Consider the following 23,383-nt stretch of genomic DNA (forward strand, 5'->3'; position numbering starts at 1 on the left):
GCTTTCATTGCCGCTTTTTTTATGCTTGCATAGGCACTGTTTCTTCTTGTACTTCTGGTTTAACAAGCGCATAATTTTCCCACAATCGACTTCTCCAGCGGAAGAACATAATAATCGCACGTGTCCATTCATCAATTGCGATTGCTAGCCAGATTCCAGGAAGTCCCATGTGTAAATAAAATACAAAAAAGTATCCGAGTGGTAAGCTCATTAACACCATAGAAAAAGCTCCGATGAGAACAGGATATTTGGCGTCACCTGCTGCACGCAGTGAATTGATAATAACGATATTCATCGTGCGTCCTGTTTCTAATAGAATGCTGAGTAAAAGAACGGTCGCCCCTAACGCGATTACATCTGGATTATGTGTAAATAATTGCATTAATTGTATGCGGAATGTAATTACGAGAATGACCATACATAAAGTGACAAATAGAGCCCATTTCACACTTTTCCATACGCGTACATAAGCTTCATCTTGCTTACTTCCACCAACTAAACGCCCAACGATAATCGCTGTTCCCATTCCAATCGCGATAGCAAATAAATATGTGAACATGGAAATATTGGTTGCGTATTGTCTAGCGGCTAATGAATCAGCCCCTAAATACGTTGCGTAGTATAGAAAGACAATTTGACAAGCTTGGTACATGACTTGCTCAAAGGCAGAAGGAATTCCGATTTTTAAGATTTTTCCTACATATTCTTTCGATAGAGTAAAGTAATAGGTCAATTTGACGCGGTATTCCATCACACGATAAAGCAACCAGAAGAAGACAATCAATGCGATCAGTCGGCTGAATGCAGAAGATATCGCCGCTCCTTGTACTCCAAGTTCAGGCATACCGAACTTTCCGAAAATCAGCATATAGTTTCCAGCAATATGAAGAATATTCATTCCGAATGAAATAAACATGGCTTGTTTTGTAAATCCATGTACACGAATAATAGCAGCAAGTGAATTAATAATTGCTTGAAGAAAAATTGCTCCGCCAACAATGGATAAATAATTTTGAGCGTAAATTAATACATCACCTTGTAAATTCATTGCCGCCATCATATGTTTTGCAAACAAAAGAAAACCGGCGCTTATTACAAGCCCGACTACCAAGTTTAATGTAACTGCTAGTGCTGATATTTTAGAGGCTTCCATATATCGTTTCGATCCGAGGTATTGAGATACAACAATCGCAGCGCCGTTTCCGATTACTTCCAGTACTAATATTGCAATGTGGAGATATTGATTGGCTGCACCAACGCCTGATACAGCATCATCAGATAATGCACTTAACATAAACGTATCGGCAATCCCCATTAACATAAACAGAAAAACTTCTAAAAAAATAGGCCAAGTTAAGAAAAATAAATTTAACTTCTCCTCTTTTATATCTTTTGCATGAAGAGCTGTCATTACGTCCCCCTCTTTACAAACATTGTTTTTTAGCAAAGTGTATCTTATCATACTTTATTAACACTTGCATGCATTTTGTTGCGTAATTTATAAAGTTTTTAAACGCGATTTTTCTAGTTAGAATGATTATACAAGTATATCTATGTTTATAAGAAGTGGTTATATTTTGATAATTTTAAGTTACGAAAGCGAAAGAAGTTTTTTTGTATTATAAATAGAAAAAACAGTAATATAAAACGTTTACAAAGAAGTTTATAATAACAGAAAATTTTAATGAAATAGAAAAAAGATACCAAAAAATTATATTTATGTGTATAATATAAATTGTTGGAATATACATATATTTCTTTTTGTTCGAAAATGAAAAGGTTAACATTTGTAGGGGGATGGAATTATGAGGAAAAAACTACCGATTTTCGTAGCATCTACGATGGCAGTAAGTATGGTGTTAGGGGCATGTAGTTATCAAAAAGATGAACCGAAGGCAAAAGGGACTAGCGGTAAAAGCGGTGCAAAGCAAGTCTTAAATTTAATTGAAACACAAGAAATTCCAACGATGGATCCAGCTTTATCAGCCGATTCGCTTTCTGCCGAAGTAATGAATAATACAATGGAAGGATTGTATCGCCTTGGAAAAGGAGATAAATTAGTTCCAGGAATCGCGACAGAATTTAAAAAATCAGATGACGGTAAGAAATATACATTTACATTACGGAAAGATGCGAAATGGTCTAACGGAGATCTTGTAACAGCGAAAGATTTTGAATATGCATGGAAGCGAGCAATTAATCCTGATACGGCTGCAAAATCTGCATATATGATGTACGATATAAAAAATGCTGAAAAGATTAATAAAAAAGAAATGGCACCGGATCAATTAGGGGTAAAAGCCATTAATGATTATACATTGGAAGTAGAATTAGAGCATGCTGTACCATATTTTGTAGACTTATTAATATATCCTTTATTTTATCCTGTAAATGAAAAGTATGTAACAGAGCAAGGGGATAAATTTGGACTAGAAGCGAACACAACACTTTACAACGGTCCATTTGTATTGAGTGAGTGGAAACATGAGAGAAGCTTCCAGATGAAAAAGAATCCATCTTATTGGGAGCATAAAGAAGTAAAATTAGAAGAAGTGAATTTTAATATTGTAAAAGACACAGCTACACCGATTAATTTATATGAAACAAAAGCGGTAGATCGTGCTATATTATTGGCAGAATTTATCGATAAATATAAAGGAAAACCAGACTTTAAAACATTTGAAGAAACAACAGTATTCTTCCTTCGTTTAAATCAAAAAGATCCAGCATTAGCGAATAAAAATATTCGTAAGGCCATTTCGCTTGCTTTTGATAGAAAACCATTTGTGGAGACAATCTTAAACAATGGATCTACAGCAGCAACAGGGTTAATCCCGGGAAATTTCATGTTTGGGCCGAATAAAAAAGATTTCCGGGTGGAAAATGGTGACATTGTGAAACCAAATATAAAAGAAGCTCAAAAATATTGGGAAGCGGGTAAAAAAGAGCTTGGTAAAAATGAAATTGAATTAGAATTATTAAATGAAGATGTGGAATTGTCGAAAAAAACAGGTGAGTATTTAAAAGGGGAATTAGAAAAGAACTTACCAGGTTTAACGCTGAAAATAAAGCAACAACCATTTGCGCAAAAATTAAAACTAGAAGGTGCTGGCGACTATGTCATGTCATTCACTGGTTGGAGTGCTGATTTTCCAGATCCAATTTCATACCTTGATATGTTTGTAACAGGTGGCACACAAAATAAAATGGGATACTCGAATCCAAAATATGATGAAATAATTATGAAGGCAAAGAAAAATGGGAACGATGCAAATGCTCGCTGGAAAAGCTTACTTACAGCAGAAAAGATGCTGCTAGAAGATGCAGCGATTGTACCAGTATACCAGCGCGGAAGAGCGTATTTACAAAGAGAAACAGTTAAGGATCTATACTTTCATAAATATGGAGGAGATTTAAGCTTTAAATGGACATCTGTTGAATAATTAAATCATTTCGTTAAAAAGGAAGAAACAGGAGTCAAACGGCTCCTGTTTCTTAATACACACGTTTTTTATAAATATCGTTTCCGCCTACTTGTTTCCAACCAGATTGTATGTCAGAGCTTCGCTTCACAAATTTCAATTTTTCTTTCCTACCGAAAAATTTTTCCCCTATTCCATTTGTAATAACACCAATGAATGCTGTAATTCCGATGACGAGGGCCGCAACAATTGCAAAATCCATAAAAAAAGCAATCATGTAAAAATTCCCCCTTTCTCTCTTTATCATTTATTGTATGAAAAAAAAGATATAAAAGAAAGAAATATCAGAAAAAAACATAAATGAGCTAGACAGTTCATGATAGATTTGATAAAATAAAAGAGAACAGATGTTCCTTTTTGTAAGTATTACATTTGTAAGTTGTTTTACTAAGAAAATGTAAGAAATCCTGTTTTTTATTCAGATTTATTTATGCTGGAACGGGAAAATATATGTGAAAAAAGCTTTAACAATGCGTGATTCCGATATGTAACAGAGGGGTGAATTCGATAGAAAAATACAGTGTTACCATGTTTCGTATTGGAGTAAAGGAGCATTTGGATTTTCTTGTTAGAAAGGAAATTTACTGTATATTTCTTACTGATTCTATTGTATAATGATTATAGAAGTTACTTATTAAAAGTAATTATTATGTGTTTGAAAAATACTTCTTGAGCTGTTGCTTACACGGAAAGCCATTTTTTATTTTCTTGTAAGACAAGTTATAGTAAGGAATTGCTGAAAGTAGAAATTTAAACTGTAATTAGTACAGAAATTGTACTCTTTAAGGAGAGTGAGTCTTGTATGGTAACATTATATAGTTCTCCAAGCTGTACGTCTTGTAGAAAGGCAAAATTATGGCTAGAGGAAAATCATATTCCCTATACAGAACGTAATATTTTCTCAGATCCATTAACGATTGAGGAAATTAAAGAAATTTTACGTATGACAGAAAGCGGGACGGATGAGATTATTTCAACTCGCTCGAAAGTTTTCCAAGAATTAAATGTTAACTTAGAATCTTTACCACTTCAAGATTTATATAAGATGATTCGTGATTATCCAGGTATTTTACGTCGTCCAATTATGATTGATGAAAAACGCCTGCAAGTAGGGTATAATGAAGACGAAATTCGTCGTTTCTTACCACGTACAGTAAGAACATTTCAATTACGCGAAGCACAACGTCTTGTAAATTAATAATAAAGTTATGTATATGAAAACCTTCTACTTATTATAATGAGTAGAAGGTTTTTGTATAAGAAAATATACCAATTATGTGTTATTCATTCGTGTTACGCGGTTTTACGTGCTGAACAATGATTCCGATAGCGAGAACTGTCAAAACGAAAAGGAACGGAATGCCAGCTGTAAAAGTAGGATTTTGATGAAAGAATGTTGCGAGTCGTGCCTCATGTGTAATCATTTTTCCGGCTGTGTAAGCAAGAATCGCTCCGCCGCAATAAATAAGAAGAGGAAAGCGTTCCATCAATAATAAAATAAGTTTGCTGCCCCAAATAATAATCGGAATAGAAATGAATAGACCGACTATGACGAGAAGAATATTTCCGTGGGCCGCTCCAGCGATGGCAAGAACATTATCAAATCCCATGACAAGATCAGCAAATACAATTGTTCGAACAGCTTGAAAGAGAGTTGTTTTTGCTTGAATAGAAGAAAGATCATTGCTATTATCAGTAAGTAAATTGACGGCAATCAGTGTCAGTAAAATGCCGCCAATCAGTTGCAAGAAGGGAATATCAAGTAAATAGACAGCGAGTATTGTGAGAAAAATTCGTAGTACAATGGCTAAGCTAGTACCTATAAAGATGGCTTTGTTCCGTTTAGATTCAGGTAAGTTCCGGCTAGCTAGTGCGATGACAATCGCGTTATCGCCACCTAATACAACATCAATACCGACAATCATAAGTATAGATGTTAAAAAATCTACCCCCATTGTTTTGCCTCCATTATTCTGTTTTAATGAGTGGTTATGTATGGAATACAAAAGTTTCATAAGTTTGATTTCCATGTTTCGAAATCTCACTAAGAAATGAACTGTAGTATATTGTACGGTGTAATTCGTAAATGTATGTCCAATTTTTTCATAAAGGTCGCGAAGGTTTTTATTAACTAATCGTTAAGGTGCTGTTCTTAGGAATCTCCCGCTTCAAACAGCTCGTAAGAGTGTGAAGTGAGGGGAGTTCAAAGAGCTAGGCGGATAACTGTTTTTGCAAAATAAAATAATTTTATTTCCATTCTGGAGAATCTTATCATAAAATGAAAGTACAAGAATCTATTGATTTGTCATATGAGTGGGGAATCCCTTCATAACAATTCCAAATAGGAAGGGAGAGTTGGATTTTGGATATTGAAAGAATTAATGATCATACGATGAAATTTTTCATTACGTACGTTGATATAGAGGATAGAGGATTTAATCGCGAGGAAATTTGGTATAATCGCGAGCGAAGTGAACAATTATTTTGGGAAATGATGGATGAAGCACGTGATTACGATGACTTCTTTATTGATGGACCATTGTGGATTCAAGTACAAGCGTTAGACAAAGGGATTGAAGTGCTTGTAACGAAAGCACAGCTTTCAAAAGATGGACAAAAATTAGAATTACCGATAGGTCTCGATAAAATTATTGATATTCCTCTAGATGAAAGCATTGAATCGTTATTTCAACAAGAATTAGAGGAAGAAGGAACGGTTACGAATTTTAATGAAGATGGAACACTTGGATTTTTAATTAAGTTTGAAGATTTTGAAGATGTTATTTCATTAAGTCATCGCCTAATTTTTGAAGATATAAAAGACCAACTATATTCATTTGAAAATCGTTATTATGTATATGTTGAATTCGATGAAGTGCTACACGATGAGGAAGAAATTGACCGTATTTTAAGTATTATTTTAGAATACGGAGAGGAATCTACTTTAACGATTCACCGTGTGAGTGAGTATGGGAAAGAGATTATGAGCGAACATGCACTTGAGACAATTCGTAAGCATTTTCCTTCTAAAACGTAGGCCGATTTCAATTATATGAAATCGGCTTTTTATATGATGGGTATAATAGGGAAAGTATACTTTCGCTAGTAGAAAGCTTTTTTTAGTAAGGGGGGTAGAAATGAAAAATACATTAAAACTACTTTTCTTTTTTGTAGGATTATTTATAGCGTTTGTTTCGTTACGTATGGTTATTGATGTAGCTTTTTATTCAGATGTAATAGGCATACGAAATATTTCGTTTTTAGGTATTACAAGTATTTTATTTACCATTTCAGCATTTTTAATTGGTTGTGTAATTTTCTTAGAAAATAGACACCCTTCTAAAACATTAACATGGCTCATTGTACTAGGCATTTTCCCTGTCATTGGCTTTTTTGCTTATTTATTATTTGGACAAAATTTTCGAAGAAAGCGCATGTTCCAAAAGAAGGCACTTTTGGATGAACAGGCTTTCTTACAGTACAAGGGACATGAAGATTATAGAGAGCGTATTTTACAAAAACATAAACATCAGGAGCTATTATTTCGTTTAGCTGATCGCCTTGGGGCACTGAATATTTCTTTTCAGACGGAAACAAAGGTGTTAACGAATGGTGAAGAAACGTTTCAAGCCATTTTGCAAGGCTTACAAAAGGCGAAGCATCATATTCATATGGAATACTATATTGTGCGCGATGACAAACTTGGGACAAAGATTAAAGATATTTTAATCCAAAAGGTGAAAGAAGGAGTTGTTGTTCGCTTTTTATATGATGCGGTAGGTAGTTTTAAACTTTCAAATGCCTATATTGAAGAATTGAATAAGGCGGGAGTGCAGATGATCCCGTTCTTCCCAGTCCGTTTTCCCATTTTAAATGATAAAATTAATTATCGAAATCATCGAAAAATCGTGGTGATTGATGGGAATGAAGGGTTTGTAGGGGGACTTAATATTGGCGATGAATATTTAGGAGAAAATAAATATTTTGGATTTTGGCGAGATACGCATTTATATTTACGAGGCGAAGCTGTTCAAAGTTTACAATTGATTTTTTTACAAGATTGGTTTTATATGACAGGCGAAGCTGTACTAGCTCCTGAATATTTACAAGCACAATCTGTAGAAGGAGATCATTGGGGGGGCGTACAGCTTGTAGCAGGAGGGCCAGATAACAAATGGGAAACGATTAAACATCTATATTTTGCGATGATTGCCTCTGCGAGAAAATCGATTTGGATTGCTACACCGTACTTTATTCCCGATGATGATATTTTGTCGGCGCTGAAAGTTGCCGCGCTTGCAGGCATTGATGTGCGTTTATTAATGCCGAGCAAACCGGATAAGCGCACAGTCTTTTATGCATCGAGATCGTATTTCCCGGAGTTATTAGATGCAGGTGTGAAAATATATGAATATGAAAAAGGATTTCTGCATAGTAAAGTTGTAATTGTTGATTCTGACTTGGCTTCCATTGGGACAGCAAATATGGACATGAGAAGTTTTCATTTGAATTTTGAAGTAAATGCCTTTTTATATGATACAGGGAGTATTCGAAAACTTGTACAAGATTTTGAAGAGGACTTACAAGTGTCAAGCGAAATTCATGGTGATCATTTTCATAAACGACGCCTGCATAAACGGATTGTTGAATCAACATATCGCTTACTATCGCCATTATTATAAAAAGGTGTTCTGAAGAGAACATCTTTTTTTCTTTAAGGTAGACAGGAATGAGGACGTATGTTGCAGAATGTAACGAAATGTAGAAAGGATGTGGCGCTATTGTTTGTGGCGAAGCGAGAAAACGGTGAAACAATCCACCTTCTCTATCATCAAGATAAGAAAAAATTGCTTATATTACGAGAAAAGGAACGTTTTTTTTGTCCAGCTTGCGGAAAAGAAGTACAATTAAAATTAGGGAATCAAAAAGTTTGGCATTTCGCTCATAAAAATATCGAGCAGTGCATAGGCTCAGCAGAACCTGAATCAAATTATCATATGAGGGGGAAAGAACAGTTATATAGATGGATCATATCGCAAAAGTTCTGCGCCGAAATTGAGAAGTATCTCCCGGAAATTCGTCAGAGACCAGATATTTTAATAGAGAGGAATGGGAGAAGACTGGCGATTGAATATCAGTGCACGTCCATTTCGGCAAATCAATTACAAAAGCGAACATATGCGTATCAGAAAGCAGGCATACAAATCATTTGGATATTAGGCGGTAACCAATTGAACAGAAATGCTACGTATTGGACTTCTATATCTTCTTTTCATGCTTTTTGTATTCAATCTTATCCTCAACCATATCTCTTATTTTTTTGCCCCGATAAAAAAATATTCCAAAAGTGTATATTTTTGATCCCATTCTCTACGAATATTCATTTTGCACATATCATTCCTTTTTCTATACGAACAAGTACATTTGAAAATATTTTTCAGCAAATTCCTTTTCAAAAAGGCGTGTTAGAAAGAGTATGGCAAAATAAAAAGAACTACTTTCGCATGCACGCTCTACCCATTTGGAATGGTCATCAGAAAGCATTGCTTCGTATGTTCTATCAACTGAAAATTTCTCCATCTATTTTTCCCTCTGAAATTGGAGTTCCGCTCCCATCTGCTTTTTCATTTCAAACATCGCCCTTTATATGGCAAGCGTTTCTTTGTCTAGACTTTATGGAGAATTTTAAGCGTGGAGACTATTTTTCCTTACATGCTGTATTTTCTTATGTAAGTAACAAGCGTAACTTGAAAAGACGAATCTTACCGTATTTTCCGCAACATGTATGGAAATTAGCCATTATAGAGTATATGGATTTTTTATGTAGCGCTGGAATAATTGAAAAAGTAGATAAGTATAAGTATCGAAAAGTAAAAGGAATTACGATATTAAAAACAGAGAAGGAAATAAAAGAATATGATACGATTTGTCTAGCACATGCCATATCGCTATTTGAAGCAAAGTATAACATGTGAAATAGAAAAAAGGATATAATAAAAGGGTACCCAGAAGGAATTACATAAGAATCATCGAAATTAAGTAAAGAGTTTAGAAGGAGGGTCTATTCATGTCGGAACAAAATGCAGGAAAAGTATTACCAGATCGCAGTGAAATTGAAGAAAAAAATACGTGGCGTTTAGAAGATATCTTTCAAACGGATGAAGCGTGGGAAAAAGAATTTCAAGCCATAAAAGAGCTATTACCGAAGTTAAATGAGTTTAAGGGTAAGCTTGGTGATTCTGCCGAGTCCTTATTAGCAGCATTACAATATGAAGATGAAATTTCTATGCGGTTAGGAAAATTATATACATATGCACATATGCGTTACGATCAAGATACAACCAATTCTACTTATCAAGCACTCAACGATCGTGCGATGAACTTATACTCACAAGTTTCCAGTAGCACAGCATACATCGTGCCTGAAATTTTAAAGATTTCACAAGAACTGTTACAGTCGTTCTTACAGGAAAATAAAGAATTACGCGTGTATGAACATGCATTAGAAGAGATTACACGTCAGCGTCCTCACGTATTATCTGAGGCTGAAGAATCATTGCTGGCAGAAGCGGCTGAAGTCATGAGTTCTTCAAGTAATACATTTGGGATGTTGAATAATGCGGATTTAAAATTTCCATCGATTAAAGATGAGAATGGAGAGGAAGTAGAAGTTACGCATGGTCGCTATATTCAATTTTTAGAGAGTGATGATCGTCGCGTGCGCCATGATGCTTTTCATGCTGTGTATGAAACGTACGGGAAATTTAAAAATACATTTGCGAGTACTTTAAGTGGTGCGGTAAAACGCAATAACTTCAATGCTCGCGTACGCAAATATGATTCTGCACGTCAAGCAGCATTAAGTAACAATCATATTCCGGAAACGGTATATGATCAACTTATCGAAACCGTACACAATCATTTACATTTATTACACCGTTACATTGATATTCGTAAACGTGCATTAAAACTCGATGAATTACATATGTACGACTTATACACTCCTCTTGTACCAGAAGTGAAAATGAATGTGAAATATGAAGAAGCACAAGAGATTTTATTAAAATCGTTACATGTTCTTGGTGACGAATATGTTGACATTTTAAAAGAAGCATATGAAAATCGCTGGGTAGATGTATACGAAAATAAAGGGAAGCGTAGCGGAGCTTATTCATCTGGAGCATATGGAACAAACCCATATATCTTAATGAACTGGCATGATAATGTAAATAACTTATTTACATTAGCGCATGAATTTGGTCATTCTGTGCATAGTTACTATACAAGAAAAACACAACCGCACGTGTATGGAGATTATTCCATCTTTGTGGCTGAAGTTGCTTCTACATGTAATGAAGCGCTTCTTAATGACTATCTGTTAAAAACAACAGAAGATAAAAAAGAGCGTTTATATTTATTAAATCATTATTTAGAAGGATTCCGCGGAACAGTATTCCGTCAAACGATGTTTGCGGAATTTGAACATATCATCCATCAAAAGGTACAAGAAGGTCATGCAGTAACACCAGATATGTTAACTGAAATTTACTATGACTTAAATAAAACATACTTTGGAGATGCCGTAGTAATTGATAAAGAAATTGGATTAGAATGGTCCCGTATCCCGCATTTCTATTACAATTACTACGTATACCAATATGCAACAGGATTTAGTGCAGCGACTGCTTTATCGAAACAGATTTTAGAAGAAGGAAAGCCAGCAGTAGAGCGCTATATTAATGAATTCTTAAAAGCTGGAAGCTCCGATTATCCAATCGAGGTATTGAAAAAAGCAGGGGTAGATATGACATCACCAGAGCCTGTTAAAGAAGCATTACAAGTATTTGAAGAGAAGTTAAATGAGTTAGAAGCTTTATTATTTGAAAAGAAATAATAGTGAATGCAAAAAGGCGAGAGTGAGGACTCTCGCCTTTTTGCATTAGAGACCTTTAAATCGCTTCCTATAATTGAAATAAGAAAGATTTGTGAGAATGACCCCGAATAAAAGGGGGAGAGCAATCATTTTAGGAAAAGCTTCTAATAAAGAAAGAATGTATAAGAAAAAAGAAATGATGATCCCGAAAAAAAGTAGGAAAATATGGATTTTTTTCATAAAAACACCTCCTAAATTACTTTTTCTATAGCTTATTCAGTAATGAAAACGTTTAGAATGTGACAAAAGTGTGAATTTCGACAAAAGTGCTTGTCATCTGACGTCGAATCTTGTAATATAATAGACGTGAACGAATTCACATACAAACATATACCCCTTTGTTTGAACGTGAAAATTTCTCCCATCCCCTTTAATATTTTTATAAGCCGTAAAGAAAAAGACCTGGTGTTTACACCAGGTCTTTTTCTTTTTTAATCCATTTCCAATAACGTACACATCTCATTTCAATCATTTGCACTTTTCTTTTGAGAGATAATTTCTTTAGCTCCCGTTCTATTTCTTGCTGCGAGCATTCATAAATAAAGGAAAGTTCTTTAGAAGATATGAACTGAACCATTTCTAGTAATCGTTCTAGTGGTGGTAATGGCACTGGTTCCATTTCAAATTTTACAAGTTCTTTTAAGAGCTGAACATATACATCATAAGAATAAATGCCGGCAATTTTGATGCCTTCTTCATCTGAATTTGCATGAAAAAATACGAGAGAAGGAATCTCGGTAATATGCATTTCATTTGTAAATTTTAAATCGCATTGAAATGCTTTTTTTGCACTAATAGAATGTAAGTCTTTTTGAAATTCTTCTGCATCAATCCCGCTTTGTTTCGCGCATGTTAGCAATACGTTTGCATCAGGCTTTAATACATTTTCAAGAAAAATGTACTCCTGGAGTTTTCGCAAAAACCTCGAACCTGCTTTTCGACCTTGCAACTCCGCTGCCTTAATGGCAAGCGAGGCTAAATATGGTGTAGATGCGGCCTCTTGCATATGAACTTTTCCATCACATGAAAATCCATGCAAGCTCGTTGTTTTTTCCCACACAAATCGAATATTAGCAGGTTTATTCCATTTGTGTGAGGAGGGAGTTGCTCCGTCTACTTTTCCAGTTAATATATGTCGTATCGAAAAGTACCCTCCATATTCAAGACATAGTTTCATGACAATTGACTCGATTTCCCAGCAGTCTTTGCAAAGTGGATCAACAAACAAATAGGCTTCTACAGATTTATGTTCACAAGTGGAAGAAGAAGGCATACGCATATGCTTTGCTTCTTGTTTATCCATTACGCTTCACCTATTTCATCTGGAGTGTTGACCATATGTTGTGCAGTTAATGCTAAACGTTCAAAAACAAACTCTCGAATCGGTCCTTGTATGCCTGTATCGTCCATTGCTTGCTTCATACATGATAACCAGGCCTTCGCTCGCTTTGGTGTAATCTCAAAAGGGAGATGACGCGCTCGTAACATCGGATGCCCGTGTTCTTCTGTATATAAGTTTGGACCGCCTAAATATTGTGTTAAAAATTGTTTCTGTTTTCTCGCCGTTTCTGTTAAATCGTCTGGGAAGATGGGAGACAAGTCAGGGTGTTTGCTAACATAGGAATAAAATGTATCGACTAATGTTGCAATGCCTTGTTCACTACCAATCGCTTCAAATGGTGTCATCGGTTGCTTGCTCATCCTTTATAAGCTCCTTTTTCCATCAAGTGTATATTTATTGTAGCAATGGATTGTTACGAAGAGCAACTAAACAGTTTTCCTCCAATCCCTTGCTTATTGTATGTTTCTTGAATAGGTGTATAAATTTAAACGCAAGTGATTACGCATCACTCTTTTTTCCAAACGACAGGGAGTCCTTTGGAATCTAGTTAATAGGATTTCCAGCAGCATAGCATATTCGCTGCTGGAAATTTCAATTTAGCGTGCATCGCTTTGTTTTGCAAGAAAAAAGCGTTGTACTTTATTTTTTGTATGCCGAACAGGGATATTGTATTGATTTAACAAGTGAAGAAAATCAACCTTTCCAGTTAGCTCGTCTTGTACTTCGTATTCAAGTTCATAATCATCGTGATTGTAATAGAAACTATGATCAAATACAAGTATCCCCCCTTTAAAAGTGGTTTCTGCTCTTTCTGTTGTTAAACTTCCCATATACGTTAAAGAAGAAACAGGGATTTGTAAGGCTTGCAGTTGTTTTAATACAGCCCCTGGAATGAGGTGATTTGTTTCGAGCATTGTTTTTGCTTCTTCTTGTGTTAAAGATTGATGAGTTTCAAGCAATCCTGTTTGAGCTGGTTGTTTTAAAGTAAGTGTATAAGTGCCATTTTTATAACGAATACGAAGAGCGGAGCCCGCTTGCTTTAAAGCAAAGTTAGGTGTTTCAAAATAATGATTGACTTGTTTTGTAAATGTTTGAATAGAAAAGGCATCACATAATACCGAAAATTCTTCTTTTGTTACCATATTTTTAAATTCAATTTCAATTTCTTGTGTCATTTGATAAGCTCCTTTATAAAAGTCATCCTTTAGACATTATCTCTTTTTCATAAAATTGGTTCAATGTTTTATTTGTTTGCGTCCATGTTATGATACAATAATAGTGTTGAGTAAGACAGGATGTTGATATGGAGGAGTTAAAGCATGCAAAATAAAATTCAAGTTAAGAGCGTAAAAGAAAGAGAGAATGCTCTTATTTTTTGTGCAGAAAATACTGAAATAGAAGTAAAGGAATTAACAGCACGTAACCATGTACTTGTAGACTCAGATCACTTATCATTTTTATATATTTTAGAAAATGAATCATCTTTCGTATATGTAAGCATTCCGCATACATGCTGGGAAGCGATGCGTGAAGCAATGCAACAAGATAAGAAAATGTTCGTTCATGTAAATGATATGGAGATTGAATTAGAACAATTAAAAGAAGAGTTGGAGTATTTAATTCGTAATATTGAAGGTAATGCAAATTATGGTGAAGAACTTGTGTCAGCGGTAGAGAAAGTATTTCTATAAGGAAATGGATTGACTTTGGTGGTGGTTGAAATGAATCGTAATTGGGAAGAATTTTTGGCCCCTTACCATCAAGCGGTGGCGGAGCTAAAAGTAAAGTTAAAAGGAATGCGAACCCAGTTTACTATGCTAACGGAGCATTCCCCAATTGAATTTGTAACAGGAAGGGTAAAATCGGTAGCAAGTATTATTGATAAAGCAGAAAAACGAGGAATTCCGTTAAATCGACTGAGAGAAGAGATGCAGGATATTGCGGGACTGCGCATGATGTGTCAATTTGTTGATGAAATCAAACCAGTTGTGGAATATCTCCGCAAACGCAATGACTTTGAAATTGTGGAAGAGCGAGATTATGTCACGCAGAAGAAAGAGAGCGGTTATCGCTCTTATCATGTTGTCATTAGTTACCCTGTTCAAACCATTTGCGGAGAGAAGAAAGTGCTGGTTGAAATTCAAATTCGCACGTTAGCCATGAATTTCTGGGCAACCATTGAGCATTCTTTAAATTACAAATATAGCGGGCGTTTCCCAGAAGATATAAAGGTACGTTTGCAACGTGCAGCCGAAGCTGCGTTTTTGTTAGACGAGGAAATGTCTTCGATTCGCTTTGAAATTCAAGAAGCGCAAAAGATTTTTTCAAGGAAACAAGAAGCGAAAGAATCTGAATCATAAATTAAAGGGTGTTGGGCAATGAAATTTACAATTATGTCAAAGGGAGATCAATCATCAAATGCACTTGCGAGTACGATGAAAGAGTATTTGCTTGATTTTGGATTTACAATGGATGAAAAGGAACCCGATATTGTAATTTCTGTTGGGGGAGATGGAACGCTTTTATATGCATTTCATCGCTATTGTCATCGTTTAGGTGAGACAGCGTTCGTCGGTGTACATACTGGACATTTAGGATTCTATGCGGATTGGCTACCGACAGAGGTAGAGAAATTAGTAATTGCGATTGCAAAAACACCATTTCAAGTAGTGGAATATCCGCTTTTAGAAGTGATTATTCGCTATGTGAATGGAGGGAAAGAATCACAGTATTTAGCTCTAAATGAAGCGACTGTAAAAAGGGCAGAAGGTACATTAGTTACGGAAGTAGAAATTCGCGGGGAATATTTCGAAACATTTAGAGGAGACGGGCTTTGTATCTCTACTCCTTCAGGAAGCACAGCTTACAATAAAGCGCTGGGCGGGGCAATTATTCATCCGTCTATTGAAGCGATTCAAATTGCGGAAATGGCATCGATTAATAATCGCGTCTTTCGTACAGTGGGTTCTCCACTTGTTTTACCAAAGCATCATACATGTGTCTTAAAGCCGACTGTAGGAATGAATTTACAAATTACAATCGATCATTTAACAATGGTTCACCAAGATGTGAAATCAATCCAATATCGCGTAGCAAACGAGAAAGTACGATTTGTTCGTTTCCGTCCGTTCCCATTCTGGAAACGAGTTCGTGATTCATTTGTTACGGATGAATAGAAAGGGTTTATCTATTTGAAGAGATTTACATTAAAATGGGATATAACGGAAGCGGAAGAAGGAGTTCTCATTCGAGAATTTGTTAAAACGAAAGGGATTTCTAAAGCCGCTTTAACTGACATAAAGTTTCATGGCGGAGCGATTGAAGTAAATGGTGAAGAGGCAACGGTTCGTCACATATTAAAAACAGGAGAAATATTGCAAATCTTTTTTCCGGTAGAGGAAAGAAGTGAAGGGATGGTAGCTGAAAAGATTCCACTGTCGATTGTATACGAAGATGATGCGGTTCTTGTTATCAATAAAGAACCGTACATGTCAACCATTCCGTCAAGGGAACATCCAACAGGTAGTATCGCCAATGCACTTCTTTATCATTATGATACGCAGAAACTTGCAAGTACAGTGCATATTGTAACAAGGCTCGACCGTGATACTTCAGGATTGATGTTAATTGCGAAGAATCGATTTGTCCATCACCTCTTATCGAAACAGCATCAACAAAAACAAGTAAAACGAACATATGAAGCAGTTGTCCACGGAAGGATGTTGAATGAGTCAGGTACGATTGATGCGCCAATTGGAAGAAAGAGCGATAGTATTATTGAACGGATGGTACGCGAAGATGGTCAAAAGGCTGTCACACATTTTCAAGTGCGAAAACGCTATTCTAACAAAACACATGTTGCATTGCAATTAGATACCGGTAGAACGCACCAAATTCGGGTACATATGGCACATATTGGACATCCATTATTAGGGGATGATTTATACGGCGGGCAATTGGATTTAATAAAGCGTCAAGCGCTTCACAGTAAATCGTTGACTTTTTATCACCCGATTTTGGAGAAGGAAATGTCATTTTCGGCAGATATACCAACAGACATGCATACTGTTTTAGCGAGAGAATAGTAAAAAAACAATATGGAATGATAAAAGCTGTCCTCATGGAAGAGGACAGCTTTTAGCGAAATAATATTAAAATTTGGTTTGGACCTGTACGCTTCATAACAAAATATCCGCTCGTTGATGCTGTAGCGATACCGTTATCATTTGGGCGGCAATATCCGTGTGTTTGGCAAGTACCATCATCACGTACTAATATTTGTCCAATTAATCCGACAGGTACCCACTCTGGTCTCTCTCTTCTCGGTGTGTATTTTATACTTGGGTTCCACTCCGCATGAATCATAGGTTCTTTCTCTTCTCCTACATATTTTCGTTGTCCCCATTCATCTGTTACATAGCGGCTATGCCAGCTTAACGGAGCACTATTACCAATAATAAGAGGAGTGGCGCTAGAGATCCCTAATATAAATGAATCTGTAGCGTTTGCTTTACGGATTTTTTCTTCTGTATCGAATGTCACGAAATATCCCACATCAATTGTTTTTTGATTGGCTGTTTCAAACATTTGTGCATAGTCTGTTCCACTCGCGTTATAAGAGGCACCTTCAATGTACATTTCGCCGTTATGAGCGAGCCATTTTGCCCCTAAACCAGGCATAGAATGGTGAGTACCGTTGGCGATGAACCATGAATATGGTTGTTCTGCGGAGCCGAATTTCCCCATAATATGAGCACCTGCAAAATGAGCTGTCGATGTATAGAGCCCTTCGGCATGTGAAGAGAATCCAGCTGCTACAGTTGCTGTCCCTTCTGCATGGGCAGCATCGCCTAAAGCAATCGTATATTTTCCTTCCGCGTGTGCGTAATTTCCGCTAGCTGTCGTTTCACTTCCCTCACTATGTGAACTATGTCCAGTTGCTTTTGTTTTGGAACCTTCAGCATGTGCAAAGACATTGCTTGCATGTGTAAGAAGCCCTTCAGCATGTGAGGCAATGCCATCTGCTTTCGTATGTCGCCCTTCTGCATGGGCATATTTTTGTGTTGCTGTTCTTTCTTTCGAATCTTGTTTCTCCACAGGATGGGCTGGATTTGGTTTTAACAAGTTTTTTATCTTCTGTACCTGATTGGTAATATATTCTAGATTTTCTGGCTGTGGTAATTTAGGGGGCTGTCGTCTTTTTTCTGTTCTGTTTGTACATTGAATATGATTATGAGATAAATTGTTTTTAGAAAGACGCTCTTTTTTTCTTTGGAATTTTTCTGCTTTTCGATTTGCGATATATTGGATGATTGGATCTAACTTTGTATCATTTTCTTCAGCCATTTGATTACCTTCAAGAACTTCTAAAGCGGCAGCACGAATGCTACACCAATTATTCATACCGTAGTTAGGGTGATACATGGGGAAGAAAGATTGTTTTTGTCTGGAAGATTTTTTCTTCATTTTGGCACCTCCTGCGACAGTATATGCCACATAAATGAAAAAAGAAGCAAAATAAAACGCATCTTTTCAATTTCTTTCTTATTTTTTCTTACAAGGTGAAATGCGTTAGAAATGTATTTGATTGGATCTCTAGTAAGACTCCCACCTCAAAACATAGAGAGAAAGTAAGATGGGAGTAGAGCGATTCATGAAAGAAGATTCATAATGAGTCGGATGCAGATTAAAGTTTTGTTTTATGAAATGGGGCGGAATTTTTCAGGAACAAATGGTAAGGAAGATGGAACCGAAATCGTTTCCATTTCAGGATAGCGAAGTCCAGTGAGTTTTCCACCAAAGACCGCACCCGTATCAATATTTACTGTATGATTGACAAAACGAGGTTCTTTAACAGGCGTATGCCCATATACAATCCAAGCATTTCCTGTATAATTTTGGGCCCAATCACGACGAACGGGAGAGCCATCAGGATGTTTTTCACCTGTAATATCACCATACAAAACAAAAGTTTGAACCTTTTTATCTGCCCTCCCTATGTAATCTTGCCTTATACCAGCGTGACATACAATCAATTGATTGTTATCAAGTATGTGATAGAGTGGAGATTGTTCATATAGGTCGATAAATTTATGTTTTATGATTGCTTGCTCATTAGAGGATAGAGCTTTATATTCAGCAACAGTTGTTTCTAAGCCATGCGCAATTGTTACATTACGCCCAAGAAAGAATCGATACAATTTATTGCAATGATTTCCTGGTGCATAATAAGCTTGTTTTTGCTTAATTACAAGCTCCCATACAATTTCAATCATCTGTAATGATGCTGGACCGCGGTCGGTAATATCCCCAACAAAGGCGAGTTGTCGCTTTTCAGGATGAATCGGAAGACCGCTATCCCAATTATATCCAAGTTTCGTTGTTAATGTTTTGAATTCTTGAAAACAGCCATGAATGTCTCCCATAATATCATATTTCATTCGATAACCTCTCATTCTTCTTTTTTTATTAGTATGCCTAAAGAAAAGTAAGAAAAACCATATCCACAATAGATATGGCTTAATCAAACATAAATATTTTTGTTCGCGATCGTACATTTAAGATAAATCCAATTGCAATCATATAGGTGAGCAAAGAACTACCGCCATAACTCATAAGAGGAAGGGTAATCCCAGTAATGGGAAGTAGTCCAATTGTCATTCCGATGTTTTGGAATACTTGGAATGTAAACATTCCAATTGTTCCCGCACATAGATAACTGCCGAATGGATCATTGCTTTCTAATGCGATATGTATCATTCGATAGATGAGCAAGAAAAAAAGAGAAATAACGAAACTTGCTCCTAAAAATCCAAATTGTTCTGCAATATTAGTAAAAATAAAATCGGTATGCGGCTCTGGAAAATATACTTGATTATTGGCCCATCCTTTTCCGTAAAGTTCACCAGATCCGGTAGCTAACAGTGCCTGGCGTAATTGATATCCTTGCGTTTCATATTCATAAGGAGCTAACCAACCATAGAAGCGATCTAATTGGTATTCTTTTAAAATATGTGCTTTAAAAAAGGCTGTATGCTCAAAATAAATATATGTTAAAGTAGCTGCTGCAGTAGTAGCGAGTGCTACTAGACCGATAATAAAGCGCCAGCGTATACCAGAAACTAAAATCATCGCTGCAAGCATTGCTGAAATAACCATCGTATTGCCTAAGTCAGGTTCTTTCGCGATAAGTAGTAGAGGTGGTAAACTTGCGGAAAAAATTTTCCCCAGCAAAATCATGTCTTCACGCGGTGAGTGGAACGGATATTTTTCATTATGGTTTGAAATAATTCGTCCAACCACAATAATAAGAAATAACTTCATAATTTCCGAAGGCTGAAAATTTCCAAGGCCAGGTAATCTGTACCAAGCAGTAGCCCCCTTAATTGTAACAGCACCAGGAATTTTGAACTCAAGTCCGATCAGGAGTATCATTGCGAAGCCATATAGATACCAAGCAATTTGTTTATAACGATCAAAATCAATAATCATAATCGCGATAATAGCTATAATCCCAATGATATACCACTGAATTTGTTTTAGTACAAAATTCACATTTTGTAACAGCGGTGGTAAAGATGGTTGAGCGCTTGCGATGGCAAAACAACTTACAATCCCAATTGCCAATAAAATAAGTAATAATACATAATCGATTCGATATTGAGCATTCTGATCTTTCACCGTATGTAGTCCTTTCTATTGCATGTCATGTAATACAAAAAGACGTTATTCTTGCGATTTTAAGGTAGCGTCTTAAAAATCAGCAAAGAAGATAGAAACTAGAAGTTAGAGCTATTTGAAAGGTCTGAATCAATAAGGATTAAAGAAGCGCACTATTGATTCAAGTTGTACTTTATAATCATATTAGCGAATTTTACATAATTTGCAAATGATTTATTTCATTTTCAAACCTATAAAGAAGAATCTCCTCCTACCTCAAGAGAAGTAGAAGGAGGAACGCCTGTAACAGTTCGATTAGTGAGAATTCACAATGAGTGGGAATGGGGAAAAGGCCACTCAATAAAGAAGAAATTAGTTTTTGAATAATTTTTATTTTGTCTTCTTGAGATTTTGTGATATGATATAATTATATTACCAGGTACTAATAACAGATTGTATTAAATAGATTTAGGGGGATAAATAAATGAATCTTCTCAACTTACAAGGGAAAAATATTATTGTAATGGGTGTTGCAAACCAACGAAGCATTGCGTGGGGCATTGCTCGTTCATTGCATAACGCTGGAGCAAACTTAATCTTTACATACGCTGGTGAGCGTTTAGAGAAAAACGTGCGTGACTTAGCGGAATCATTAGACGGTCAAAAGTCACTTGTTTTACCATGTGATATAACAAATGATGAAGATATCGCACGCTGCTTTGCTACAATTAAAGAAGAAGTTGGTGTCGTGCACGGATTAGCACACTGCATCGCATTTGCGAACCGCGATGATTTAAAAGGAGAATTTGTTGACACATCTCGCGATGGATTCTTACTTGCACAAAATATTAGTTCATTCTCTTTAACAGCAGTTGCCAAAGCTGTGAAACCACTTATGACAGAAGGTGGAAGTATTGTCACATTAACATACCTTGGCGGAGAACGCGTTGTTGCTAACTATAACGTAATGGGGGTTGCAAAAGCTTCATTAGATGCAAGTGTAAGATACTTAGCAAATGACTTAGGTCAACATAATATTCGTGTAAACTCAGTATCAGCAGGCCCAATTCGTACACTATCTGCAAAAGGTGTCGGAGACTTTAACAGCATTTTAAAACAAATTGAAGAGCGCGCGCCACTTCGCCGTAATGTCACACAAGAAGAAGTTGGAAACACAGCGCTATTCTTATTTAGTGACTTAGCAAGCGGTGTAACGGGTGAGAATATTCACGTGGATTCTGGGTATCATATTTTAGGATAATAAGATAACGAATAATACGATAAAAAGGCACACATTTTTGTGCCTTTTTATTTTTTACTTTTTAGCAATTCCTCTAATTTTGTTAAGGAGTGAAGAGCTTGTTTTGGTAAAAGGGAATTTGCGGAAAGTTTTTCTTGATTGGCAGTATTTTTCGTGAGTAGATTTTTTAGAGCATGTATTTGTTTTTCGGCAATTGAAGTTGGACTCGTTCGATGTTCTTGAGGTGAAGAATCATCAGTTGCTAGTCGAATCATGGCTGTTAATGCTCTAGTAATATTTTGTAATGGCAATATGGTAGTAAACAGTGTAAATAAATTTGAAGAAACATCCGGTGAGGTAATTCTTCCTAAAAGTGTTGATACATGTTGAGAAAGTACATTTTGTATTCTCGTAGCAAATGTATTTGAAGTTTGTGTAGGAGTTTCAGTTTTGTTAGTTTGTTCTGCTAAGTTAGGTACAGTTGAATCCTCTTTTGAAGAAAGGGATTCTTTTATTTTCTCAGCAGTTAATTTTTCTTTAGGGAGCTTAACTCCGCCTAGTTCGGCAATTTGAATTAACGTATCTAATCCGTCAGGTTTATCTAATATTGAGAGTAAGAGTTCATTCGGGTCTTGATTTTGGATATCTTTTAACTGTTCGATATTTATATTTTTTCTTGAAGTTTCTATACCCATTAAGTTAGCTAATTTTAATAAGGATTCCAGCCCACCTGGTTTACTTAATATTGATAAAAGTAATTCATGTGAATTTCGATCTTTATTTTGCATTGTGACACCTCCAATCTTATTTATTTTATTCATCTGAAGGGAGTTGTTTTAGAAGATTGATTGCTGCTTGAAGTTTTGTTAACTCTGCTAATACAGCATCTTTATCGATTCCGAGTTTTTGTGTGAGCTGAAAGATATTTTCTAGGGCGGATGGGTTTTCTAGAATGGTTTGAAGTATTTGTTCTTGTGTAAGGGGTGTGGCGGAATTGCTGGAAGTTGGGATAGAAGTAAGAAGTCCTAAGTTTGTAGATTGAATGAAATCCTGCATTTTTTGGACGAGAATAGGATTATTTAAAATGGCGGTTCTTAATTCATCTATATTCGTTGTGGAAAGTTTTTTCAATTGTTCAGGATCGAAATGATCTGTATGAGGATCAGCCCCAGCTAATTTTAATGCCTCTAATATAATGTTTTTACCATCTTGTGAATTAAGGAGCGTCAGCAGTAATTCATTTTGATCAATTTCCTTTGGATCTTTTTCATTTGTCATATTCTAATCCTCCTAATATGGTAAGAAATTTCATACATAGTTACTATAGTAGTAAATGCGTAGAATGAAAAAATGGCGATAGTTGTTCGTTTAGATTTTGATATAAATATAAAAATAGGCTTCTTTACTAGTTCAGTTCGTTTATGTGAGCGTACGGAGTTTGTAAGTTAAATCGAGAAGAGTATGAAACTATATTTGGAAAATAGGTACATATAATAGGACGCTTGTCCGTTACCGTTTATACTCGCTTTGCATGTAATATAGTAGAGTACAAAGGATGGGAGGGGTCATGATGCTTACATTGGTATTAGCGGTTCTGACTGGTCTTTTAGATAGCTTAGTCGCTTTAATTCAAACCTTCTTAACAAACGTTATCGCTCTGGTTAATGCAATAATTGCATAAGTACTAAAGACTCAGTGGGAAATAAGAAAAAATAAAAACAGATATA

Annotated in this window: 22 protein-coding genes; 11 read left to right on the plus strand and 11 right to left on the minus strand. The window is 35.9% G+C overall.

Features of this window, described 5'->3' with window-relative positions; translation table 11 throughout:
- Positions 1-19: 19 nt before the first annotated feature.
- Entirely contained in the window at positions 20-1,462 is a 1,443-nt protein-coding gene (locus MR059_RS11150; protein ID WP_081428351.1) for an MATE family efflux transporter, read from the minus strand.
- A gap of 343 nt (positions 1,463-1,805) precedes the next feature.
- Between MR059_RS11150 and MR059_RS11155 the strand changes: the two genes are divergently transcribed.
- The gene (locus MR059_RS11155) at positions 1,806-3,443 is read left to right on the plus strand and encodes a peptide ABC transporter substrate-binding protein (protein WP_011983990.1); all 1,638 of its coding nucleotides are present in this window, start codon (positions 1,806-1,808) and stop codon (positions 3,441-3,443) included.
- 52 nt (positions 3,444-3,495) lie between these two features.
- Here MR059_RS11155 and MR059_RS11160 read toward each other — a convergent pair whose 3' ends face one another.
- The gene (locus MR059_RS11160) at positions 3,496-3,699 is read right to left on the minus strand and encodes a hypothetical protein (protein ID WP_011983991.1); all 204 of its coding nucleotides are present in this window, start codon (positions 3,697-3,699) and stop codon (positions 3,496-3,498) included.
- 585 nt (positions 3,700-4,284) lie between these two features.
- On the opposite strand from MR059_RS11160, the gene spx reads away from it, so the two are divergent.
- A complete protein-coding gene (gene spx / locus MR059_RS11165; protein WP_000258267.1) occupies positions 4,285-4,680 on the plus strand; it encodes a transcriptional regulator Spx in 396 nt (131 codons plus the stop codon).
- A gap of 82 nt (positions 4,681-4,762) precedes the next feature.
- Here spx and MR059_RS11170 read toward each other — a convergent pair whose 3' ends face one another.
- A complete protein-coding gene (locus MR059_RS11170) occupies positions 4,763-5,437 on the minus strand; it encodes a TerC family protein (RefSeq protein WP_011983992.1) in 675 nt (224 codons plus the stop codon).
- A gap of 407 nt (positions 5,438-5,844) precedes the next feature.
- Here MR059_RS11170 and mecA point away from each other — a divergent pair, with 407 nt between their 5' ends.
- The 4 genes from mecA to pepF all read left to right on the plus strand — a co-directional run bounded on the left by mecA (position 5,845) and on the right by pepF (position 11,376).
- Positions 5,845-6,519, plus strand: a complete 675-nt coding sequence (gene mecA, locus MR059_RS11175) for an adaptor protein MecA (RefSeq protein ID WP_011983993.1) — start codon at positions 5,845-5,847, stop codon at positions 6,517-6,519.
- A gap of 100 nt (positions 6,520-6,619) precedes the next feature.
- A complete protein-coding gene (gene cls / locus MR059_RS11180) occupies positions 6,620-8,164 on the plus strand; it encodes a cardiolipin synthase (protein ID WP_242161758.1) in 1,545 nt (514 codons plus the stop codon).
- 90 nt (positions 8,165-8,254) lie between these two features.
- Positions 8,255-9,457 (plus strand): competence protein CoiA, encoded by a 1,203-nt coding sequence (locus MR059_RS11185; RefSeq protein ID WP_242161766.1) that lies wholly within the window; start codon positions 8,255-8,257, stop codon positions 9,455-9,457.
- Between the two features lie 92 nt (positions 9,458-9,549).
- Positions 9,550-11,376, plus strand: a complete 1,827-nt coding sequence (gene pepF / locus MR059_RS11190) for an oligoendopeptidase F (protein WP_011983996.1) — start codon at positions 9,550-9,552, stop codon at positions 11,374-11,376.
- 448 nt (positions 11,377-11,824) lie between these two features.
- Here the strand turns inward: pepF and MR059_RS11195 are convergent, their stop codons facing one another.
- The 3 genes from MR059_RS11195 to MR059_RS11205 form a co-directional block, all read right to left on the minus strand.
- On the minus strand, positions 11,825-12,718 hold the full coding sequence (locus MR059_RS11195) for a ClpXP adapter SpxH family protein (protein ID WP_242161759.1): 894 nt from the start codon (positions 12,716-12,718) through the stop codon (positions 11,825-11,827).
- Positions 12,718-13,116, minus strand: a complete 399-nt coding sequence (locus tag MR059_RS11200) for a globin domain-containing protein (RefSeq protein WP_011983998.1) — start codon at positions 13,114-13,116, stop codon at positions 12,718-12,720. The genes MR059_RS11195 and MR059_RS11200 overlap by 1 nt, the downstream gene beginning before the upstream one ends.
- A gap of 237 nt (positions 13,117-13,353) precedes the next feature.
- Positions 13,354-13,932: a CYTH domain-containing protein gene (locus MR059_RS11205; RefSeq protein WP_011983999.1), complete on the minus strand. Its 579-nt coding sequence runs from the start codon at positions 13,930-13,932 to the stop codon at positions 13,354-13,356.
- Positions 13,933-14,076: 144 nt separating this feature from the next.
- On the opposite strand from MR059_RS11205, the gene MR059_RS11210 reads away from it, so the two are divergent.
- From MR059_RS11210 to MR059_RS11225, 4 genes are read left to right on the plus strand one after another with little or no spacing between them, the layout of a single operon-like run.
- Positions 14,077-14,448: a UPF0738 family protein gene (locus MR059_RS11210; RefSeq protein WP_011984000.1), complete on the plus strand. Its 372-nt coding sequence runs from the start codon at positions 14,077-14,079 to the stop codon at positions 14,446-14,448.
- Positions 14,449-14,478: 30 nt separating this feature from the next.
- Complete coding sequence (gene yjbM, locus MR059_RS11215; protein ID WP_011984001.1) at positions 14,479-15,117, plus strand: GTP diphosphokinase; 639 nt, start codon at positions 14,479-14,481, stop codon at positions 15,115-15,117.
- A gap of 18 nt (positions 15,118-15,135) precedes the next feature.
- The gene (locus MR059_RS11220) at positions 15,136-15,933 is read left to right on the plus strand and encodes an NAD kinase (RefSeq protein ID WP_011984002.1); all 798 of its coding nucleotides are present in this window, start codon (positions 15,136-15,138) and stop codon (positions 15,931-15,933) included.
- 15 nt (positions 15,934-15,948) lie between these two features.
- Positions 15,949-16,842, plus strand: coding sequence for an RluA family pseudouridine synthase (locus MR059_RS11225; protein WP_011984003.1), 894 nt, complete (start codon positions 15,949-15,951; stop codon positions 16,840-16,842).
- 52 nt (positions 16,843-16,894) lie between these two features.
- On the opposite strand, the gene MR059_RS11230 is transcribed toward MR059_RS11225, so the two are convergent.
- From MR059_RS11230 to MR059_RS11240, 3 genes are all read right to left on the minus strand, one after another.
- Positions 16,895-18,223 (minus strand): peptidase G2 autoproteolytic cleavage domain-containing protein, encoded by a 1,329-nt coding sequence (locus tag MR059_RS11230; RefSeq protein ID WP_011984004.1) that lies wholly within the window; start codon positions 18,221-18,223, stop codon positions 16,895-16,897.
- Positions 18,224-18,456: 233 nt separating this feature from the next.
- On the minus strand, positions 18,457-19,197 hold the full coding sequence (gene prpE, locus MR059_RS11235; protein ID WP_011984005.1) for a bis(5'-nucleosyl)-tetraphosphatase PrpE: 741 nt from the start codon (positions 19,195-19,197) through the stop codon (positions 18,457-18,459).
- Positions 19,198-19,276: 79 nt separating this feature from the next.
- Positions 19,277-20,437: an FtsW/RodA/SpoVE family cell cycle protein gene (locus tag MR059_RS11240; protein WP_011984006.1), complete on the minus strand. Its 1,161-nt coding sequence runs from the start codon at positions 20,435-20,437 to the stop codon at positions 19,277-19,279.
- A gap of 463 nt (positions 20,438-20,900) precedes the next feature.
- Between MR059_RS11240 and fabI the strand changes: the two genes are divergently transcribed.
- Positions 20,901-21,677 carry an enoyl-ACP reductase FabI gene (gene fabI, locus MR059_RS11245; RefSeq protein ID WP_011984007.1) on the plus strand — a complete coding sequence of 259 codons (777 nt, stop codon included), beginning with the start codon at positions 20,901-20,903 and terminating at the stop codon, positions 21,675-21,677.
- 47 nt (positions 21,678-21,724) lie between these two features.
- Here the strand turns inward: fabI and MR059_RS11250 are convergent, their stop codons facing one another.
- Entirely contained in the window at positions 21,725-22,444 is a 720-nt protein-coding gene (locus tag MR059_RS11250; RefSeq protein ID WP_011984008.1) for a hypothetical protein, read from the minus strand.
- A 25-nt stretch (positions 22,445-22,469) separates the two neighbouring features.
- Positions 22,470-22,934 carry a hypothetical protein gene (locus MR059_RS11255; RefSeq protein ID WP_011984009.1) on the minus strand — a complete coding sequence of 155 codons (465 nt, stop codon included), beginning with the start codon at positions 22,932-22,934 and terminating at the stop codon, positions 22,470-22,472.
- Between the last annotated feature and the right edge of the window lie 449 nt (positions 22,935-23,383).

The organism is Bacillus cereus group sp. BfR-BA-01522 (genome assembly GCF_022662635.1).
Lineage (GTDB): Bacteria > Bacillota > Bacilli > Bacillales > Bacillaceae_G > Bacillus_A > Bacillus_A cytotoxicus.

Excerpts from the sequence above, each read along its gene's own strand:
- MR059_RS11150 (WP_081428351.1), bottom strand. The coding sequence starts at position 1,462 with ATGATAAGATACACTTTGCTAAAAAACAATGTTTGTAAAGAGGGGGAC.
- MR059_RS11155 (WP_011983990.1), top strand. The coding sequence starts at position 1,806 with ATGAGGAAAAAACTACCGATTTTCGTAGCATCTACGATGGCAGTAAGT.
- MR059_RS11160 (WP_011983991.1), bottom strand. The coding sequence starts at position 3,699 with ATGATTGCTTTTTTTATGGATTTTGCAATTGTTGCGGCCCTCGTCATC.
- spx (WP_000258267.1), top strand. The coding sequence starts at position 4,285 with ATGGTAACATTATATAGTTCTCCAAGCTGTACGTCTTGTAGAAAGGCA.
- MR059_RS11170 (WP_011983992.1), bottom strand. The coding sequence starts at position 5,437 with ATGGGGGTAGATTTTTTAACATCTATACTTATGATTGTCGGTATTGAT.
- cls (WP_242161758.1), top strand. The coding sequence starts at position 6,620 with ATGAAAAATACATTAAAACTACTTTTCTTTTTTGTAGGATTATTTATA.
- pepF (WP_011983996.1), top strand. The coding sequence starts at position 9,550 with ATGTCGGAACAAAATGCAGGAAAAGTATTACCAGATCGCAGTGAAATT.
- MR059_RS11195 (WP_242161759.1), bottom strand. The coding sequence starts at position 12,718 with ATGGATAAACAAGAAGCAAAGCATATGCGTATGCCTTCTTCTTCCACT.
- MR059_RS11200 (WP_011983998.1), bottom strand. The coding sequence starts at position 13,116 with ATGAGCAAGCAACCGATGACACCATTTGAAGCGATTGGTAGTGAACAA.
- MR059_RS11205 (WP_011983999.1), bottom strand. The coding sequence starts at position 13,932 with ATGACACAAGAAATTGAAATTGAATTTAAAAATATGGTAACAAAAGAA.
- MR059_RS11210 (WP_011984000.1), top strand. The coding sequence starts at position 14,077 with ATGCAAAATAAAATTCAAGTTAAGAGCGTAAAAGAAAGAGAGAATGCT.
- yjbM (WP_011984001.1), top strand. The coding sequence starts at position 14,479 with ATGAATCGTAATTGGGAAGAATTTTTGGCCCCTTACCATCAAGCGGTG.
- MR059_RS11220 (WP_011984002.1), top strand. The coding sequence starts at position 15,136 with ATGAAATTTACAATTATGTCAAAGGGAGATCAATCATCAAATGCACTT.
- MR059_RS11230 (WP_011984004.1), bottom strand. The coding sequence starts at position 18,223 with ATGAAGAAAAAATCTTCCAGACAAAAACAATCTTTCTTCCCCATGTAT.
- prpE (WP_011984005.1), bottom strand. The coding sequence starts at position 19,197 with ATGAAATATGATATTATGGGAGACATTCATGGCTGTTTTCAAGAATTC.
- fabI (WP_011984007.1), top strand. The coding sequence starts at position 20,901 with ATGAATCTTCTCAACTTACAAGGGAAAAATATTATTGTAATGGGTGTT.
- MR059_RS11250 (WP_011984008.1), bottom strand. The coding sequence starts at position 22,444 with ATGCAAAATAAAGATCGAAATTCACATGAATTACTTTTATCAATATTA.
- MR059_RS11255 (WP_011984009.1), bottom strand. The coding sequence starts at position 22,934 with ATGACAAATGAAAAAGATCCAAAGGAAATTGATCAAAATGAATTACTG.